This is a genomic window from Pseudomonas fluorescens (genome assembly GCF_902497745.1).
GTDB classification, from domain to species: Bacteria; Pseudomonadota; Gammaproteobacteria; order Pseudomonadales; family Pseudomonadaceae; genus Aquipseudomonas; species Aquipseudomonas fluorescens_BM.
Map to the genome: position 1 here is coordinate 123,411 of NZ_CABVHJ010000001.1, position 16,462 is coordinate 139,872.

Sequence of the window (16,462 nt, forward strand, 5' to 3'; positions counted from 1 at the left end):
CATGACCCAGGATCAACTCAAACAGGCAGTGGCTCAGGCCGCCGTCGACTTCATCCTTCCGAAACTCGACGACAAGAGCATCGTCGGGGTCGGCACCGGCTCCACCGCCAACTGCTTCATCGACGCCCTGGCCCAGCACAAGGGCGCGTTCGATGGCGCGGTCGCCAGTTCCGAAGCCACCGCCGCGCGCCTCAAGGGCCACGGGATTCCGGTGTATGAGCTGAACACCGTCAGCGACCTGGAGTTCTACGTCGACGGAGCTGACGAAAGCGACGCGCACCTGAACCTGATCAAGGGCGGTGGCGCCGCCCTGACCCGCGAGAAGATCGTCGCGGCCGTGGCCAAGACCTTCATCTGCATCGCCGACGCCAGCAAACTGGTGCCGGTGCTGGGCGAATTCCCGCTGCCGGTCGAAGTGATCCCGATGGCGCGCAGCCATGTCGCACGCCAACTGGTGAAACTGGGCGGCGACCCGGTGTACCGCGAGGGCGTTTTGACCGACAACGGCAACATTATTCTCGATGTGTTCAACCTGCAGATCACCAACCCGGTGGAGCTGGAAGCGCAGATCAACGCGATTGTCGGCGTGGTCACCAACGGCTTGTTCGCGGCGCGTCCGGCGGACTTGCTGTTGCTGGGTACTAGCGAAGGCGTGAAAACCCTCAAGGCTGAGTAAGCCAGACTGCCCGAAATTTATGGGCAGACAAATAAACCTGTGGGAGCGAGCTTGCTCGCGAATGCGGTGGATCAGCCAACATCTTCATTGGCTGACCCGACGCCTTCGCGAGCAAGCTCGCTCCCACAGTGTTTTGTGGTGTTGATTAGTTCGGTGTTGGTTTTTTGAAGACGTAAAACAGGTTCGGCTCACTCACCAGATACAACGTCCCGTCATCATCCATGGCAATGCCTTCCGCCTGCGGCACGGTTTTCTTCAAACCCTGCCGGCCGCCGCTGATGGACATCGTACTCAACGGCCGTCCACCGACATCCAGTTCCAGAATCAATCTCGACTCATCCGACAGCGCCAATAAATGCCCGCTGCGCTCGTCGTATTGCAGGCTCGACAAATCTCGCACAAACATCCCGGCATCGCGTTTGGGATCATTGATCACGTGCACGGCGTAGGACTTTTCCGGATTGAAGTGCGGAAAGCCGTGCACTTCGTAGATCAGCATCGGGTTGCGTTCTTTCGCGACAAACAGGCGCTTGCCCACCGAGTCATACGCCAGGCCTTCAAAACCCTTGTTGCTGGCCATATGCACGCCAAGGGTCATCTGCTCCGCATCAGCTGCGTCGAGGAACGTGGTGTCTGCTTCCAGGTGAATCTTGATCAGCCGCTGCTGACGTTCATCAGTGATCACGTAGGTGTCGGCGCTGATGAACTCGACGGCTTCCGGATCGCCGAAACCAATCAGGGCGATGCGCCGCAGGATCTTGCCTTCGAGCGACAGTTCGACCAGTTCGGAATTCTTGTTGGTCACGGTGAACAGGCTTTTGCGCACCGGATCGAAGGTCAGCGCCGAAACATCGTCGTCCAGCCCGTCAATCACCCGCGCCTCAATCTCGACGCGATACTGATCCAGCCCGATCGACTCGCTACTCTGCGGTTGCCACAGGGTGTGCAAGTTAAACCAGGCGCGCTCGAACAGGCGCATGTATTGGCCGATCGCGATCAACGCGATCAGGGCAATCACCGACAGGATGATCATCAGGGGTTTGGGACGGGCAAGTCGACGCATTCGGATGAGCTCGGGATCAAAACAGGCGGATGAAATATCACGCCCGTCTGAACTGAAGCTTAATGGCCACTTGCCTCAAACCACAAGCCAACCCCTGTAGGAGCTGCCGCAGGCTGCGATCTTTTGATGTTGCTGTTCAAAAGATCAAGAGATCGCAGCCTTCGGCAGCTCCTACATTGGAATCGGTAAAGGCTGCTATTGCTGTTTTTCGAAGCGATAAAACAGGTTCGGCTCGCTGACCATGTACAGCGTACCCGCCTCGTCCATGGTCACGCCTTCGGCGCGGGGAATGGTGTTTTTCAGACCGTTGAAGCCGCCAAGCAGGGTCATGAAGCTGACCTGTTCGCCCTTCTCGTCCAGTTCCAGCAGCAGGTGCGAATCAGCGGACAGCACCAGAGTGTGTTGGGTGCGCGGGTCAATCGCCAAGGCCGAGAGGTTGCGAATGTCCAGTTCATCACTGGCAAGTTTCTGCTTGTCGCCCTTGAGGGTCTGGCTGCCATCGCTTTTCCAGGTGAACAGCGCCGGAGGGCGCTCCTCGCCCAACAGTATTTGTTGGTTGTGCGGGTCCCAGGTGATGGCTTCAAAGGCTTTGTTCTGGTCTTTCGACGGACCGAGGTCGTATTTCGGGAAGTCGGCGATGTTCAATTCGCGAGTGTCGGCATCGACTTTGACGATCGACAGCATGTGCTGGCGCTCATCGACGATGGCCATCAGGCCGTTTTCCATCATCGTCAGGCCTTCCGGATTGCTCCAGCCCACCAGTGGCATCTTGCGCAGCACCTCGCCCTGTAAAGTCAGTTCAGCGAGAAACGGGTTCTTGCCCATCACCGAGAAAAGCGTTTTGGTCTGCGGGTTGTACGCCAGATCCGAAGCCTCGTCCTTCTCCATCCCCTTCAGCGGCTTGGCATCGATCACCACGCGATAGTCCGGCAGCCAGATGCTTTCTTTCTGCTCGGCCTGGCTTTCAAAGCGCTCCTGCAGCCAAAGCACACCGCGATCATCCCAATGCATGGCAAACGCCAAGGCATATGCCGCGGCAAGCACCAGCAACAGCCAGACATACCAGCGCAGGGCGAAACGTGAACGGCGGGTGGGTTTGAGCTGAGTTTGAGATGACATCGAGGGACGCGTTCCGAAAATTCAGGCTAAGGGTAATAGCACAAAGAGGCCGGCTCAGACGCCAGAATGAAAGGAATTATCCGTACAGGATGTGAAAAAAACGGCAAATGGCGGGATTGTCGTGTGTTGTCAGCGATCTCCAGGGCACCACAAAACAATGTGGGAGCGAGCTTGCTCGCGAAGGCGCAGTGTCAGTCGACATCTATGTTGACTGACAAAATGCTTTCGCGAGCGAGCTCGCTCCCACAGGGGATTTGCGGCGTGGCGGTTAGCGCACGCTACTGGTGAAGCTGCTCGCGCCGACCAGTTCGAGGACGATGTCATCGCCCACGTTCAGCGGGCCAACGCCGACTGGCGTGCCGGTGAGGATCACATCACCGGCCTGCAGCGAGAAGCAGCCGGCCATGTGCTGGATCATCGGCACGATCGGGTTGAGCATCGCGCTGCTGTTGCCGTCCTGACGGACTTCGCCGTTGATGGTCAGGCGAATGCCGATGTCCGTCAGGTCAGCAAAGGTGCTGCCGACCACGAACGGGGCGATCACCGCCGCGCCGTCGAACGATTTGGCGATTTCCCACGGCAGGCCCTTGGCTTTCAGCTCCGCCTGCTTGTCGCGCAGGGTCAGGTCCAGCGCCGGGGCAAAACCGGAAATGGCGTCGAGGACTTCTTCACGGCTCGGCTTGGTCGACAACGGCTTGCCGATCAAAACGGCGATTTCGGCTTCGTAGTGCACCGAACCGCGCTCGGTCGGAATGGCGAAACCGCCTTCCAGCTCAACCACGCAACTGCCCGGCTTGATGAACAGCAACGGCTCGGTAGGCACCGGGTTGTCCAGTTCCTTGGCGTGTTCGGCGTAATTGCGGCCAATGCACACGACTTTCCCGATCGGGAAGTGAATGCGCGTGCCGTCGACGTACTGGTGCTGATAGCTCATTTACCGACTCCTGCCTTCATTGATTCATCAAAGATTGTCGATCAAACCGCGAAAATCTTGCCCGGGTTCATGATGCCGTTCGGGTCGAACACCGCTTTCACCGCTTTCATGTACTCGATCTCAACCGGCGAGCGGCTGTAGGTCAAGTAATCGCGCTTGGTCATGCCGACGCCGTGCTCGGCGGAGATCGAACCGTTGTACTTCTCGACGGTTTCGAACACCCACTTGTTGACGGTCGCGCACTTGGCGAAAAACTCGTCCTTGCTCAGGTTATCCGGCTTGAGGATGTTCAGGTGCAGGTTGCCGTCGCCGATGTGGCCGAACCAGACGATTTCAAAGTCCGGATAGTGTTCGCCGACGATCGCGTCGATTTCCTTAAGAAATGCCGGCACTTTCGACACGGTGACCGAGATGTCGTTCTTGTACGGTGTCCAGTGCGAGATGGTTTCGGAGATGTATTCGCGCAGCTTCCACAGATTCTGCAGCTGGGTTTCGCTCTGGCTCATCACGCCGTCCAGCACCCAGCCCTGCTCGACGCAATGCTCGAAGGTTTCCAAAGCGCTGTTAGCCACTTCTTCAGTGGTCGCTTCAAATTCCAGCAATGCGTAGAACGGGCAATCGGTTTCGAACGGCGCCGGTACGTCGCCACGGCCCATGACTTTGGCCAGGGCTTTGTCGGAGAAGAATTCGAACGCAGTCAGATCGAGTTTGCCCTGGAAGGCGTGCAGCACCGGCATGATCGAGTCGAAATCGGCGGTGCCAAGCACCATCGCGGTGAGATTTTTCGGCGCGCGATCAAGGCGCATGGTCGCTTCGACGACAAAACCGAGGGTGCCTTCAGCGCCGATGAACAACTGGCGCAAGTCATAGCCGGTGGCGTTCTTGATCAGGTCTTTGTTCAGTTCGAGCACGTCGCCCTTGCCGGTGACGACTTTCATGCCGGCCACCCAGTTACGGGTCATGCCGTAGCGAATAACTTTGATCCCGCCGGCATTGGTGCCGATATTGCCGCCAATCTGGCTGGAACCGGCCGAGGCGAAGTCGACCGGGTAGTACAGGCCCTTTTCTTCAGCGACGTTCTGCAAATGCTCGGTGACCACGCCCGGCTGACAAACGGCGGTGCGGTCAGTGAGGTTCACGTCGAGAATCTGATTCATGTAATCGAACGAGACGACCACTTCGCCATTCGCGGCCACGGCAGCGGCGGAAAGTCCGGTGCGCCCACCCGATGGCACCAACGCCACCTTGTGCGTGTTGGCCCAACGCACCACCGCCTGCACCTGCTCGATGGTCTTGGGAAACACGATGGCGCTTGGCGCCGGGGCGAAGTGCTTGGTCCAATCCTTGCCATACGCATTCAGGGAGTCGGCGTCGGTCAGGACCTTGCCAGGCTCGACCAGGGTCTTCAGTTCATCAATCAGGGCAGGATTGGTCATCGACAGAACTCTCGAACAATTCATGGTCATCCTGAGAACGCTTCACGTCGCAGGAATGAGTGTTTAGCGGGGAGGCTATGCTAGCATATCGACCCCGCAGGACAGTGCCCAAGGCCAGATCCGCGGAGACGACTTTCTTGTCGTCCGGGTCAGCGTCTGTTGACCATTTCCTGCCATTTTTCTCCGGGATACAGGTTTACGCAGATGAGCAAGACTTCTCTCGATAAGAGCAAGATCAAGTTCCTTCTTCTCGAAGGCGTCCACCAATCGGCTGTCGACGTCCTCAAGGCGGCGGGCTACACCAGCATCGAATACCTGACAGGTTCCTTGCCGGAAGCCCAGCTCAAGGAAAAGATCGCTGACGCTCACTTCATCGGCATTCGTTCGCGCACCCAACTGACCGAAGAGATCTTCGATCACGCGAAGAAGCTGGTCGCGGTCGGCTGTTTCTGCATCGGCACCAACCAGGTTGACCTGAGTGCTGCCCGCGAGCGCGGTATCGCCGTGTTCAACGCGCCGTACTCCAACACCCGCTCCGTTGCCGAGCTGGTGCTGGCCGAAGCGATCCTGCTGCTGCGCGGCATCCCTGAGAAAAACGCTTCCTGCCACCGTGGCGGCTGGATCAAATCCGCAGCCAACTCCTTCGAGATCCGTGGCAAGAAACTCGGCATCGTCGGCTACGGCTCGATCGGTACTCAGCTGTCGGTTCTGGCTGAAGGTCTGGGCATGCAGGTGTACTTCTACGACACCGTGACCAAACTGCCACTGGGCAACGCCACTCAGATCGGTAGCCTGACCGAGCTGCTGGGCATGTCCGACATCGTCACCCTGCACGTTCCGGAAACCGCTGCGACCCAGTGGATGATCGGCGAGAAGGAAATCCGCGCCATCAAAAAGGGCGGCATCCTGATCAACGCGGCGCGCGGCACCGTGGTCGAACTGGACGCCCTGGCGGACGCGATCAAGGACAAGCACCTGATCGGCGCGGCCATCGACGTATTCCCGGTGGAGCCACGCTCCAACGACGAAGAGTTCGAAAGCCCGCTGCGTGGCCTCGACAACGTGATCCTGACTCCGCACATCGGTGGCTCGACCGCCGAAGCGCAAGCCAACATCGGTCTGGAAGTAGCAGAAAAACTGGTCAAGTACAGCGACAACGGCACGTCCGTTTCGTCGGTGAACTTCCCGGAAGTGGCCCTGCCGGCTCACCCTGGCAAGCACCGCCTGCTGCACATCCACGAGAACATCCCGGGTGTGATGAGCGAGATCAACAAGGTCTTCGCCGAAAACGGCATCAACATCTCCGGTCAGTTCCTGCAGACCAACGAGAAGGTTGGCTACGTGGTGATCGACGTCGACGCCGAGTACTCGGAGCTGGCGCAAGAGAAGCTGCAGCACGTCAACGGCACTATCCGTAGCCGCGTGTTGTTCTGATTCAGCGTTGAGCGACAAAAAAGGGAGCCTTTGGGCTCCCTTTTTCATGCACGGCGAAAAGGTTATTCGACGTTGACGGTGATTTTCTTCGAGACGATTGGCGGGTCGAATGCCATGTGACCGCTGTCGCCAAGTTCCAGCTGCAAGGTGTGTTTGCCCGGGGCGAGCTTGATGTCAGCCTGGGTCTGCGCCTTGCCGAAGTGCATATGGTTGGCATCGGTAGGAACGACCGAACCGGCAGGAACAATTTCCTTGGCGTCGATCAGCAGGTGATGGTGACCGGTGTTTTTGGTGACATCACCGGCTGGTGCCAGTGCGACGGCCTTGGTACCGAACTTGACGGTGAAGGTCTGCGAAACCGTGGCCCCGTCTTCGGGAGAAACGATGAACACTTCGGCGCCTTTGGGGGCCGGTGTGGCGGCACTGGCCAGCACCGAAACGCCCATCAGCACACCCGCGAACGCTGCACGTGACATAAAGCTTTTCATTTTCTTCTCCAGTTTTTCCGTAAAATCCGCACGGTCATGACAACTTCATGACCATTCGTTGTCGAAGGCACTCGACAACCATAGCAAAGCGAGCCTGAATCAGAGCGTCGCGATAATGATTTCAAAGGAGTGACCATGCGTTTTCTGCCTGGCCTGATCTGCCTGCTACCCCTTTTGAGCCCTTTGGCTCACGCCGAACTGATTGATGACGTCAACGACCGTGGCGAGCTGCGCATAGCCCTTGAGGCTAATACACCGCCCTTCAATTTCAAGGAAGGCGACACACTCACGGGGTTCGAGGTCGAGCTTGGGCAACTGCTGGCCAACGAGCTGGATGTGCGCGCCGACTTCATCGTCACCGACGAGGCCGATCTGCTCCAGGGCGTTGAAAGCGGCAAGTACGACGTCGCGCTCAACCACATAGCACTGACACCCGAACTCAAGGATCGTTTCGACTTCAGCGAGCCTTACGGCAAGGTCGATTCGCAGTTGCTGGCGAAGAAAGACGAGACACCACGGCCGATGGTGCTGGTGCAGGCGTTGACTGAAGAGAAGCCGAAAGCGGCGGAGCCAGTGGATTTGGCGATTCCGTTTCAGAAGGGTAATCCGGCGTTTCAGGCCAGCCTTGAGAGTGCGATGCAGCGGATCAGGGCGGATGGGCGTTTGGCGGCGTTGACCGAGAAGTGGTTGAAGCCTTAAAAGCCCCTCACCCTAGCCCTCTCCCAGAGGGAGAGGGGACTGATCTGGAGATGCTTTAGAGGTACGCCGACCTGAAATGGATGTGCCGAATCCGAAATCGACCGGTCATGGCTGTGTTGAATTCATAGTCGACAAGGTCTTTCAGGTCGATGAATAGCGCCAGACACTTCGGTCGGCCCCCTCTCCCTACGGGCGGTCCGACGTTTCGGGAGGGCTGGGGTGAGGGTAACGATTCAGGATCAGTCCAAAGCAGCCAGTGCCAGCGCGGCCTGCGGCAATTCCAGTTCACTGAAAACCTGCACACCATGGCGCTTGAGCAACGCGGCCGTCACCCCTTCGCCATTGACTTTGACGCCACTGAACGTCCCGTCATACGTCAGCAGATTCCCGCAAGATGGACTGTTGGCCTTCAGCACCGCCACGCGAATCCCGTGCTTCTGCACCAGCTCCAGCGCCTGCCGCGCGCCATCGAGAAACTGCGCACTGACATCCTCGCCCTCAGTGGTGATCACCGCCGCGACACCATCAAGCACTTCACCACCCTGCCCGCCCGGGATTTCCGCCGCCGCCCGCGGCGTCGGCAACCCTCCCGCGACCTCCGGACACAACGGCACCACCCGCCCTTCGGCAATCCACTGCTCCAGCAGAACAAACGGCCCGCTCGCACCGCCGTCATAACGTACGCGATGCCCCAGCAGGCAGCGACTGACCAGAATCCTGTCCATCTCAGAACGGCTCGTTGCCACGGCGGCGGAACCAGCCGGTCAGCGACAGGCGCTCGCGGTTCGCCGGCAGCACTTCATGAGGCACTTCACCAGAGAGAAACACCACCAGACAACCGCCGGTAGGCTGCACGTCATGCACGCGTTCATCGTTCAGGTACATGCGCAACTGACCACCGTCCTCCGGCAGCCACGCGTCATTGAGGTACACCACCACCGAGACCATGCGCTTGTCATCGTCGCGAAAGCGGTCGACATGTCGGCGATAAAACGCGCCCGGCGGATACAGCGCGAAGTGACATTCGAAATCTTCAAGACCCAGAAACAGGCCACGGTTGAGCGCCTCGCGCAGGCTCTCCATCAGGTTCAGATAGCGGTCGCTGGCCTCGGCCTGACCGGGGTCGATCCACTGAATGTGATCGCCACGAATACCCTCGCGAATCTCTGAAAACGGCCCACGGCCAACCGCCGCTGGCGCCAGCTCACCTTCGGCCTCACGTTTACGGCACTCGGCCGCCAGCTCGCGGGTCAAACCGGCGGGCAGGAATATGTTCTGCTGCGACCAGCCGTGTTCGGCCAGGTCGTCGACAATGCGTAACAGCAGTGGGTGTTCAGAGGATATTTGCATGGCGCGCATAGTATGTCGGCGGCAAGAAATCCGACAGAGCCACGCGGCGGCTTGCTACGAATTCTCGACAAGTACCGGCACCGCACGGAGAATAGTCGGCTGCTGACAGGAGTCCCTATGCGCCGTTTGCTTTTTTCACTGTTGATGTTCTGCGTGTTGCCCGCCTGGGCGGACGGCCACGATCAGTTGTACAAGGTCGCCGGCTGGCCAGATCAACGTGCGCATTTCAATGACGCCCTGAGTGCCGCGCAGCAGCGCTACCAGAACAGCCTGCCGCCTGCGGTGTTTCAGGCGCTGGTGAACAACAGCAATCAGCGCTTTGCCCCGCAGGCTGTGGATCAACGTGCCGAAGCGCAACTGCGGCAGAAGCTTGCCGACCCGAAACCGGCGCTGACCTTCTTCCAATCACCGTTGGGCAAGAAAATCGTCGCGGCTGAATTGCTGGCGACCCGACGCGATCAACTGGCGAAAAATGCCAAGGGCCTGCCGAAGATGCAGGCCAGCGACAGCCGTCTGCTGATCATTGGCCACCTCGCTCAGGCGCTGCCAGCGCGTGAAGCTGGCGCCGAAGTCAGCCTGGCGATTGCTGGTGTGGCGGCGGACAGTTTGAGCTCGATGATCCCCGGGCTGCTGGGTGGCGGTCAGGCGCAAGGCATGTTGAATGGTCAGCGCCAGCGTTTGATGGAGCAGATTGGCGCGGACATGAACAACACGCTGCTTTACGTCTATCGCGACTTGTCGGATGAAGAGCTGGAAGAGTTTGCGACGTTTGCTGAATCGGCTGAGGGCAAGGCCTACTATCAGGCAGCGCTGGCGGCGATTCGCGCAGGGTTGGCGGTCGGGCAATGATCTTCGTCGCCCGATAAGCCGCCTTCGCGAGCAAGCTCGCTCCCACACTGGATCTTCAGTGGAAACAACATTTGTGAACACCCCGACTCCCCTGTGGGAGCGAGCTTGCTCGCGAAGGGGCCCTCACAAGCTCTAGAGATTCCGGCCCCTGATCCGCTTGCTCAAGAATTCGAAATACTCCTCACGCATTTCCGCCGTCTCATTCGCCAGATGATGCCGCGCCTCGGCCAGCAGCAGAATCTGCGGTCGATCAAACTTCCACTTCATCACCTGCAAATTGTGCTGCCAGTCGACCGTCATGTCCGCCTGCCCCTGAATGATCAGTGGCCGTCGCGGACTTTTTTTTGCGTGCTCGACGCGAATGATCCACCGTGACAGCGCCCCGACCCATTTCGTCGGCAAGCGTCGCGGCTGCAACGGATCGGCCTGCAGAAAAGGCAGGAAATCCGGATCGTTGGAGTTCTCGCTGAAGCGCCGCGTGACCCCTCTGACAAAAGGCCTGAGCAAGTAATAACTCAGCTGCGACCAGCCCCACGCTCGCGGACGCACCAGTGGCGCCATCAAAATCACCTGTCCCTGCGCCGGGCTGTTTTCGCAATGGTTGAGCAGGTGATCGACCACAATCGCCCCGCCAGTGCTCTGCCCGCACAAGTGCCACGGTTGCGGCAGGGAGATCGACTGCGCTTCGGCAAACAGCGCTTGCAAGGTGTCCTGGTACTCGGAGAAATCGCGAATGCTCGCGCGCGGCCCGCTCGACAAGCCATGGCCCGGCAAGTCGCAGGCGATCACCGCAAAATCCTGATCCAGCGCCCACTCGATCACATGCCGATACAGCCCGACGTGATCGTAGTAGCCGTGGAGCAGAAACAGCGTCGCCTTGACCTTCTCCGGCCACCAGCAATGGCTGACCACTTCATAGCCATCGACTTCGAAACGGCCCATGCCACGCCAGACATCTCGCTCGGGAAAGTCGGTTTGGTAGAAACGCTGATAAGCCTTGGCCTCGTCCGACAACGGCTGCCACTCGGCCAAAGGCTTGAGGCTGGCGCGAATCTGATCGGGGTCGAAAGTGGCAGGCATGCGGGAATTCCAAAACGGTAAACAGACTTTATCGGCCTGCGATATTCATCTGTCGGAGCAAGCATGGCAAGCTAGCCCACCTCTTCTGGAACGAAAACCATGCGTTCGCCCTACCGCACCGCACTGTTTGCCAGCCTGCTCGCGCTGATTTGCGCCGGGGTGTTATGGGCGGCGTACGACTGGTTTCAGGGGCGTTATCTGCGTGCGTTCAGCGAACACACGGCGGTGTTTTCCGGTGATCCGCTGCGCCTGCCGGACAACCTCGCCGGCCCGGGCAAGATTCGTCTGGTGCATTTTTGGGACCCGGCCTGCCCGTGCAACGTCGGCAATCAACAACACCTGACCGAGATGGTCGAGCAGTTCAGCGCCAGGGGCGTCGAGTTCTTCGCCGTGCAAAAAACCGGCAGTCGCGGTCAGTTGCCGGCAACCCTCAGCAGCCTGAAAACCATCACCATATTGCCCGGTTCCGAACAGGTGCCCGCCAGCCCGGCCGTGGCGATCTGGGATCGCAGCGGCAAACTGGCGTACTTCGGCCCGTACAGCGAAGGCCTGACCTGCAACTCCAGCAACAGCTTTATCGAACCGATTTTGAATGCCCTGACGGAAGATCGCCCGGTCAACGCCACACACACCCTGGCGGTCGGTTGTTACTGCCCGTGGCCGGTGGAAACGCCGTAAGGCATTCCGGACTTTTCAAGGACAGCGCTGCACGGCACAGAAGGTCTGTGCTAATTGTTTGCAGCCCGACGGGCGGCAATCCCGCTTGCACAAGGAGTCACCATGAAGCGCGTGTTCACCGTACTTGGCCTGCTCATCGTTGTTCTGCTTGCCGGCGCAGGCTGGTACGTCTACAGCAAACAGCCAACGCGACAAGGTCAGGTCGAGCTGCGCAACCTGCAGGGTTCAGTGACCGTGCGCTACGACGAACGCGGCGTGCCGCACATTCGCGCCGAGAACGAAACCGACCTCTACCGCGCCCTCGGCTATGTGCATGCCCAGGATCGGCTGTTCCAGATGGAAGCCATGCGCCGCCTCGCCCGGGGCGAACTGGCCGAAGTGCTCGGGCCGAAACTGCTCGACACCGACAAACTGTTTCGCAGCCTGCGCATCCGTGAGCGCGCCGCCAGTTACGTCGCCAGTCTCGATAAGCAGTCGCCGGCGTGGAAGGGCCTGCAAGCCTATCTGGATGGCATCAACCAATATCAGGACAGCCACGCCGCGCCGATCGAGTTCGATGTGCTGGGGATCCCCAAGCGGCCGTTCACGGCGCAAGACAGCATCAGCGTCGCGGGTTACATGGCCTATAGCTTTGCCGCGGCGTTTCGCACCGAACCGCTGCTGACCTACGTGCGCGATCAGCTCGGCGCCGATTACCTCAAGGTCTTCGACCTCGACTGGCAGCCCAAAGGCGTGCTGGTCAACGGTCACGCCAAACCGACGCCGGTTCTCGCTGCCGGCGACTGGAAAGACCTCAACGCCCTCGCCCGCCTCAGCGAACAAGCGCTGATCGACAACGGCCTGCCGCAGTTCGAAGGCAGCAACGCCTGGGTCATCGCGGGCAGCCGCAGCCAGAGCGGCAAACCGCTGCTGGCCGGTGACCCGCATATTCGCTTCTCGGTGCCGTCGGTGTGGTACGAGGCGCAACTGTCGGCGCCGGGCTTTGAGTTGTACGGCCATCATCAGGCGCTGGTGCCTTTCGCCTTCCTCGGCCACAACCTCGATTTCGGCTGGAGCCTGACCATGTTCCAGAACGACGATCTGGACCTGATCGCCGAGAAGGTCAATCCGGATAACCCGAATCAGGTCTGGTATCGCGGCCAGTGGACCGACATGCTCGTCACGCAGCAGCAGATCAATGTGAAGGGCCAGTCGCCGGTGACCCTGACCCTGCGCCAATCGCCCCACGGCCCGATCGTCAACGATGCCCTCGGCACCGCTGCCGGCAAGACGCCGATCGCCATGTGGTGGGCTTTTCTCGAAACACCGAACCCGATCCTCGAAGGCTTCTACCAGCTCAACCGTGCCGACACCCTGGCCAAGGCCCGCGCCGCAGCGGCCAAGGTACAGGCGCCTGGGCTGAATCTCGTCTACGCCAACGCCAAGGGCGATATCGCCTGGTGGGCTTCAGCGTTGCTGCCCAAGCGCCCGGCCGGGGTCAGAGCGGAATTCATGCTCGACGGCAGCAGCAATCAGGCCGACAAGGATGGTTTCTACCCGTTCAGCGCCAACCCGCAGGAAGAAAACCCGGCGCGCGGCTACATCGTCTCGGCCAACTTCCAGCCGCTGTCGCCGACGGGCATGGAGATTCCCGGTTACTACAACCTCGCCGATCGCGGTCAGCAACTGAATCGTCAGCTCAGCGACAAGAGCGTGAAGTGGACCAACGAAGCCAACCAGAAACTGCAGCTGGGCACGGCGACCGGTTACGGCCCGCGCTTGCTGGCACCGTTGCTGCCGGTGCTGCGTGAGGTAGTGAGCGATCCGGCGCAACTGAAACTGGTCGAGCAACTGGCGCAGTGGCCAGGCGACTATCCGCTGGATTCGGTCAGTGCGACAGTGTTCAACCAGTTCCTCTATGACCTGGCCGATGCGGCGATGCGCGATGAGTTGGGCAATGATTTCTTCGAGACATTGCTGTCGACGCGAGTGATCGATGCGGCGCTGCCGAGGCTGGCCGTGAATGCCGATTCACCGTGGTGGGACAACCGCAGCACGCCGAACAAGGAGACCCGCGCCGATATCGTCCGCGCGGCGTGGCAGGCGAGCATGCAGCACTTGAAGCTGACCCTGGGCGATAACTCTGCCGAGTGGAAATGGGGCGCTGCGCACACGCTGACTCACGGCCATCCGTTGGGACAGCAGAAGCCACTGGAGCGGATTTTCAATGTCGGGCCGTTTGCGGCACCGGGCAGTCATGAAGTGCCGAACAACCTTTCGGCGAGGATCGGCCCGGCGCCGTGGCCGGTGACTTACGGGCCGTCGACGCGGCGCCTGGTGGATTTTGCTGATCCGGCGCATGGGTTGACGATCAACCCGGTTGGGCAGAGTGGTGTGCCGTTCGACAGTCACTATGACGATCAGGCTGAGGCGTATGTCGACGGGATCTATGTGCAGGCGCATTTCAATGCCGAAGAGGTGACGGCGAATACGCGCAGTACGTTGAAGCTGTTGCCGGCGCGGGCACCTTAAAAGCCCCTCACCCTAGCCCTCTCCCCGAGGGAGAGGGGACTGACCGAGGTGTCTTTTGCCATACATCGACCTGAAAGAGCGGTGTCGATTATGGATTCACAACCGCTCACTCAGGTCGGCGTATCTCCTCAATATCCCCCAATCGGCCCCCTCTCCCTCTGGGAGAGGGCTGGGGTGAGGGTTAAAGCATCACCGCAAAATTCAGCCGAAACTGCTGCGGCGTCACCCCCAACCGCCGGTTAAACACCCCACGCATATGCTGCGCATCCCGAAACCCACACTGATACGCCACCGTCTTCAACGGCGCCGCCGTGCTTTCCAGCATCACCCGCGCCGCATCCACCCGCGCCCGCTCGACGAACTCCGCCGGGGTGACTTTGGCTTCCCGAGCAAACACTCTGGAGAAATTGCGCGCACTCATGTTCGCCGCATTGGCCAGATCGGCAATCGCCAGATCACCAGTCAGATTGGCCAGCACATACAACTGCACCATCGCCACCGCCGACGTCGGTTCCGCGTGCGGCGTGAGGAACGGACTGAACTGCGACTGCCCACCCGAACGCTGGGTGAACACTACCAGCCGCTTGGCCACACTGAGCGCCACTTCCGCGCCGTGATCACGTGCCAATAAATACAGCGACAAATCGATCCCCGCCGTGACCCCGGCCGAGGTGTACAGCGTGTCATCCTCGACATACAAGCGATCTGCCTCGACCTGCGTGGTCGGGCACAACTGCGCCAACGCCTCGGCATCGTTCCAGTGCCTGGTGACGGTGCGCCCCTCCAGCAACCCTGCCCGCGCGAGCATGAACGCGCCATTGCAGATTGAACCGAAGCGCTGCGCCCGTGAACACGCCCCGCGCAGCCAATCATCAAACGTAGCGCCAAAATCCATGAACGGCAGTTGCGGCCCACCGGCGACCAGCAGCAGGTCGTAGGCGTCGAGTGCTTCGCTGAAATGCCAATGGGCATTCAGGTTCAAACCGTTGGAACAGGCCATCGGGCCGCGTTCGACGCCGATCACTTCGAGCCGATAGTGATCCTCGGCCGCCAGAAAGCGATTGGCCTCGGCGAACACATCCATGGGGCCGCTGACATCCAGTGACTGCACGCCTGCGAACACGACGATGGCGACGGTTTTGTTCATGGCTGTGGATTCCCCCTTTAAGAGCAAAAGATCGCAGCCTTCGGCAGCTCCTACAGGTGTCCGCGTTCCCATGTAGGAGCTGCCGAAGGCTGCGATCTTTTTAGCTTGGCACGATTTGCGCGTCGAATGGCAAGGATCGCAGCCATGGGTCGATTGTTCGCTTTCAGCGCCAGGAACAGACTATCCCCATCAGCGCCACAACGGCGTTTCAGTGAGGAAACTCCCCATGACCGCGACCATCGCCGGCATCAAAATTCCCGACAGCGCCCTCGCCCGGGCCACCACCGAGTACATCCGCGACATCGAATCCGACCTGCTCTACCACCACTCGCGCCGGGTCTTTCTGTTCGGCGCGCTGAGCGGTGAACGCCAGCAACTGGCATACGATCCGGAGTTGTTGTACGTCGGCGCAATGTTCCATGACATCGGTCTGGTCGAAGGCCATCGCAGTGATGACGAGCGTTTTGAAGTGGACGGTGCCAACGCGGCAGCAGCGTTTCTCAAACCTTACGGGTTGAGCGATGACGACATCGAGCAGGTCTGGCTGTCGATTGCCCTGCACACCACGCCGGGTGTGCCGAAGCATCTGCGTCCGACGGTGGCGCTGGTGACCGCAGGCGTGGAGATGGATGTGCTGGGCATGGATTACGCAGCGTTCAGCACCGTGCAGCGTGAGGCGGTGGTGCATGCGCACCCGCGTGGGGAAGGTTTCAAGGAGTGCATCATCTGCGCGTTTGCCGACGGCTTGCGGCATCGTCCGCAGACCACGTTTGGCAACGTGAATACCGATGTGCTGAAGGATCAGGAGCCGGGGTTCAAGCCGATGAACTTCGTTGAGGTCATCCGCAATTCTCCCTGGATTTGAAGATCACCAGAAACAACTGTGGGAGCGAGCTTGCTCGCGAATGCGGTGGGTCAGGCAACATTTCCGTCGACTGACACGCCCTCTTCGCGAGCAAGCTCGCTCCCACATGGATTTGGGTTGATCACAGATCTGT

General features: G+C 59.9%; 16 protein-coding genes. 7 read left to right on the top strand and 9 right to left on the bottom strand.

Translation table 11 applies throughout. The features are described from left to right. Position 1: 1 nt before the first annotated feature. Positions 2-676, top strand: coding sequence for a ribose-5-phosphate isomerase RpiA (rpiA, locus tag F8N44_RS00595; protein WP_007913886.1), 675 nt, complete (start codon positions 2-4; stop codon positions 674-676). A gap of 145 nt (positions 677-821) precedes the next feature. Here the strand turns inward: rpiA and F8N44_RS00600 are convergent, their stop codons facing one another. From F8N44_RS00600 to F8N44_RS00620, 4 genes are all read right to left on the bottom strand, one after another. Then, complete coding sequence (locus F8N44_RS00600) at positions 822-1,739, bottom strand: SdiA-regulated domain-containing protein (RefSeq protein ID WP_150648935.1); 918 nt, start codon at positions 1,737-1,739, stop codon at positions 822-824. A gap of 195 nt (positions 1,740-1,934) precedes the next feature. After that, a complete protein-coding gene (locus F8N44_RS00605; protein ID WP_150648936.1) occupies positions 1,935-2,858 on the bottom strand; it encodes an SdiA-regulated domain-containing protein in 924 nt (307 codons plus the stop codon). A 268-nt stretch (positions 2,859-3,126) separates the two neighbouring features. Further along, positions 3,127-3,792 carry a fumarylacetoacetate hydrolase family protein gene (locus F8N44_RS00615; RefSeq protein WP_008085293.1) on the bottom strand — a complete coding sequence of 222 codons (666 nt, stop codon included), beginning with the start codon at positions 3,790-3,792 and terminating at the stop codon, positions 3,127-3,129. Between the two features lie 41 nt (positions 3,793-3,833). After that, a complete protein-coding gene (locus tag F8N44_RS00620; protein ID WP_064116316.1) occupies positions 3,834-5,228 on the bottom strand; it encodes an FAD-binding oxidoreductase in 1,395 nt (464 codons plus the stop codon). A 204-nt stretch (positions 5,229-5,432) separates the two neighbouring features. Between F8N44_RS00620 and serA the strand changes: the two genes are divergently transcribed. Continuing rightward, positions 5,433-6,662, top strand: a complete 1,230-nt coding sequence (gene serA / locus F8N44_RS00630) for a phosphoglycerate dehydrogenase (RefSeq protein WP_095121592.1) — start codon at positions 5,433-5,435, stop codon at positions 6,660-6,662. A gap of 62 nt (positions 6,663-6,724) precedes the next feature. Here the strand turns inward: serA and F8N44_RS00635 are convergent, their stop codons facing one another. Continuing rightward, positions 6,725-7,150, bottom strand: a complete 426-nt coding sequence (locus F8N44_RS00635) for a DUF4399 domain-containing protein (protein ID WP_150648938.1) — start codon at positions 7,148-7,150, stop codon at positions 6,725-6,727. 135 nt (positions 7,151-7,285) lie between these two features. Here F8N44_RS00635 and F8N44_RS00640 point away from each other — a divergent pair, with 135 nt between their 5' ends. After that, complete coding sequence (locus F8N44_RS00640; protein ID WP_150648939.1) at positions 7,286-7,849, top strand: transporter substrate-binding domain-containing protein; 564 nt, start codon at positions 7,286-7,288, stop codon at positions 7,847-7,849. Positions 7,850-8,088: 239 nt separating this feature from the next. Here F8N44_RS00640 and F8N44_RS00645 read toward each other — a convergent pair whose 3' ends face one another. Further along, positions 8,089-8,574: a DUF523 domain-containing protein gene (locus tag F8N44_RS00645; RefSeq protein ID WP_150648940.1), complete on the bottom strand. Its 486-nt coding sequence runs from the start codon at positions 8,572-8,574 to the stop codon at positions 8,089-8,091. A 1-nt stretch (position 8,575) separates the two neighbouring features. Beyond that, positions 8,576-9,208, bottom strand: coding sequence for a 2OG-Fe(II) oxygenase (locus F8N44_RS00650; protein WP_007913869.1), 633 nt, complete (start codon positions 9,206-9,208; stop codon positions 8,576-8,578). Between the two features lie 108 nt (positions 9,209-9,316). Here F8N44_RS00650 and F8N44_RS00655 point away from each other — a divergent pair, with 108 nt between their 5' ends. Continuing rightward, positions 9,317-10,048 (top strand): DUF2059 domain-containing protein, encoded by a 732-nt coding sequence (locus tag F8N44_RS00655; RefSeq protein ID WP_150648941.1) that lies wholly within the window; start codon positions 9,317-9,319, stop codon positions 10,046-10,048. Between the two features lie 132 nt (positions 10,049-10,180). Here the strand turns inward: F8N44_RS00655 and F8N44_RS00665 are convergent, their stop codons facing one another. Continuing rightward, the gene (locus F8N44_RS00665; RefSeq protein WP_150648943.1) at positions 10,181-11,128 is read right to left on the bottom strand and encodes an alpha/beta hydrolase; all 948 of its coding nucleotides are present in this window, start codon (positions 11,126-11,128) and stop codon (positions 10,181-10,183) included. A gap of 99 nt (positions 11,129-11,227) precedes the next feature. Between F8N44_RS00665 and F8N44_RS00670 the strand changes: the two genes are divergently transcribed. Then, the gene (locus F8N44_RS00670) at positions 11,228-11,806 is read left to right on the top strand and encodes a DUF6436 domain-containing protein (protein WP_150648944.1); all 579 of its coding nucleotides are present in this window, start codon (positions 11,228-11,230) and stop codon (positions 11,804-11,806) included. A gap of 102 nt (positions 11,807-11,908) precedes the next feature. Next, on the top strand, positions 11,909-14,317 hold the full coding sequence (locus F8N44_RS00675; RefSeq protein ID WP_150648945.1) for a penicillin acylase family protein: 2,409 nt from the start codon (positions 11,909-11,911) through the stop codon (positions 14,315-14,317). A gap of 181 nt (positions 14,318-14,498) precedes the next feature. On the opposite strand, the gene F8N44_RS00680 is transcribed toward F8N44_RS00675, so the two are convergent. Next, complete coding sequence (locus F8N44_RS00680; protein WP_150648946.1) at positions 14,499-15,464, bottom strand: GlxA family transcriptional regulator; 966 nt, start codon at positions 15,462-15,464, stop codon at positions 14,499-14,501. 226 nt (positions 15,465-15,690) lie between these two features. Here F8N44_RS00680 and F8N44_RS00685 point away from each other — a divergent pair, with 226 nt between their 5' ends. Then, on the top strand, positions 15,691-16,329 hold the full coding sequence (locus F8N44_RS00685) for an HD domain-containing protein (RefSeq protein ID WP_150648947.1): 639 nt from the start codon (positions 15,691-15,693) through the stop codon (positions 16,327-16,329). Positions 16,330-16,462: the final 133 nt, after the last annotated feature.

Coding starts and splice junctions, on each gene's coding strand:
- F8N44_RS00680 (WP_150648946.1), bottom strand. CDS start 15,464: ATGAACAAAACCGTCGCCATCGTCGTGTTCGCAGGCGTGCAGTCACTG.
- serA (WP_095121592.1), top strand. CDS start 5,433: ATGAGCAAGACTTCTCTCGATAAGAGCAAGATCAAGTTCCTTCTTCTC.
- F8N44_RS00640 (WP_150648939.1), top strand. CDS start 7,286: ATGCGTTTTCTGCCTGGCCTGATCTGCCTGCTACCCCTTTTGAGCCCT.
- F8N44_RS00670 (WP_150648944.1), top strand. CDS start 11,228: ATGCGTTCGCCCTACCGCACCGCACTGTTTGCCAGCCTGCTCGCGCTG.
- F8N44_RS00605 (WP_150648936.1), bottom strand. CDS start 2,858: ATGTCATCTCAAACTCAGCTCAAACCCACCCGCCGTTCACGTTTCGCC.
- F8N44_RS00650 (WP_007913869.1), bottom strand. CDS start 9,208: ATGCGCGCCATGCAAATATCCTCTGAACACCCACTGCTGTTACGCATT.
- F8N44_RS00600 (WP_150648935.1), bottom strand. CDS start 1,739: ATGCGTCGACTTGCCCGTCCCAAACCCCTGATGATCATCCTGTCGGTG.
- F8N44_RS00645 (WP_150648940.1), bottom strand. CDS start 8,574: ATGGACAGGATTCTGGTCAGTCGCTGCCTGCTGGGGCATCGCGTACGT.
- rpiA (WP_007913886.1), top strand. CDS start 2: ATGACCCAGGATCAACTCAAACAGGCAGTGGCTCAGGCCGCCGTCGAC.
- F8N44_RS00655 (WP_150648941.1), top strand. CDS start 9,317: ATGCGCCGTTTGCTTTTTTCACTGTTGATGTTCTGCGTGTTGCCCGCC.
- F8N44_RS00685 (WP_150648947.1), top strand. CDS start 15,691: ATGACCGCGACCATCGCCGGCATCAAAATTCCCGACAGCGCCCTCGCC.
- F8N44_RS00665 (WP_150648943.1), bottom strand. CDS start 11,128: ATGCCTGCCACTTTCGACCCCGATCAGATTCGCGCCAGCCTCAAGCCT.
- F8N44_RS00675 (WP_150648945.1), top strand. CDS start 11,909: ATGAAGCGCGTGTTCACCGTACTTGGCCTGCTCATCGTTGTTCTGCTT.
- F8N44_RS00615 (WP_008085293.1), bottom strand. CDS start 3,792: ATGAGCTATCAGCACCAGTACGTCGACGGCACGCGCATTCACTTCCCG.
- F8N44_RS00635 (WP_150648938.1), bottom strand. CDS start 7,150: ATGAAAAGCTTTATGTCACGTGCAGCGTTCGCGGGTGTGCTGATGGGC.
- F8N44_RS00620 (WP_064116316.1), bottom strand. CDS start 5,228: ATGACCAATCCTGCCCTGATTGATGAACTGAAGACCCTGGTCGAGCCT.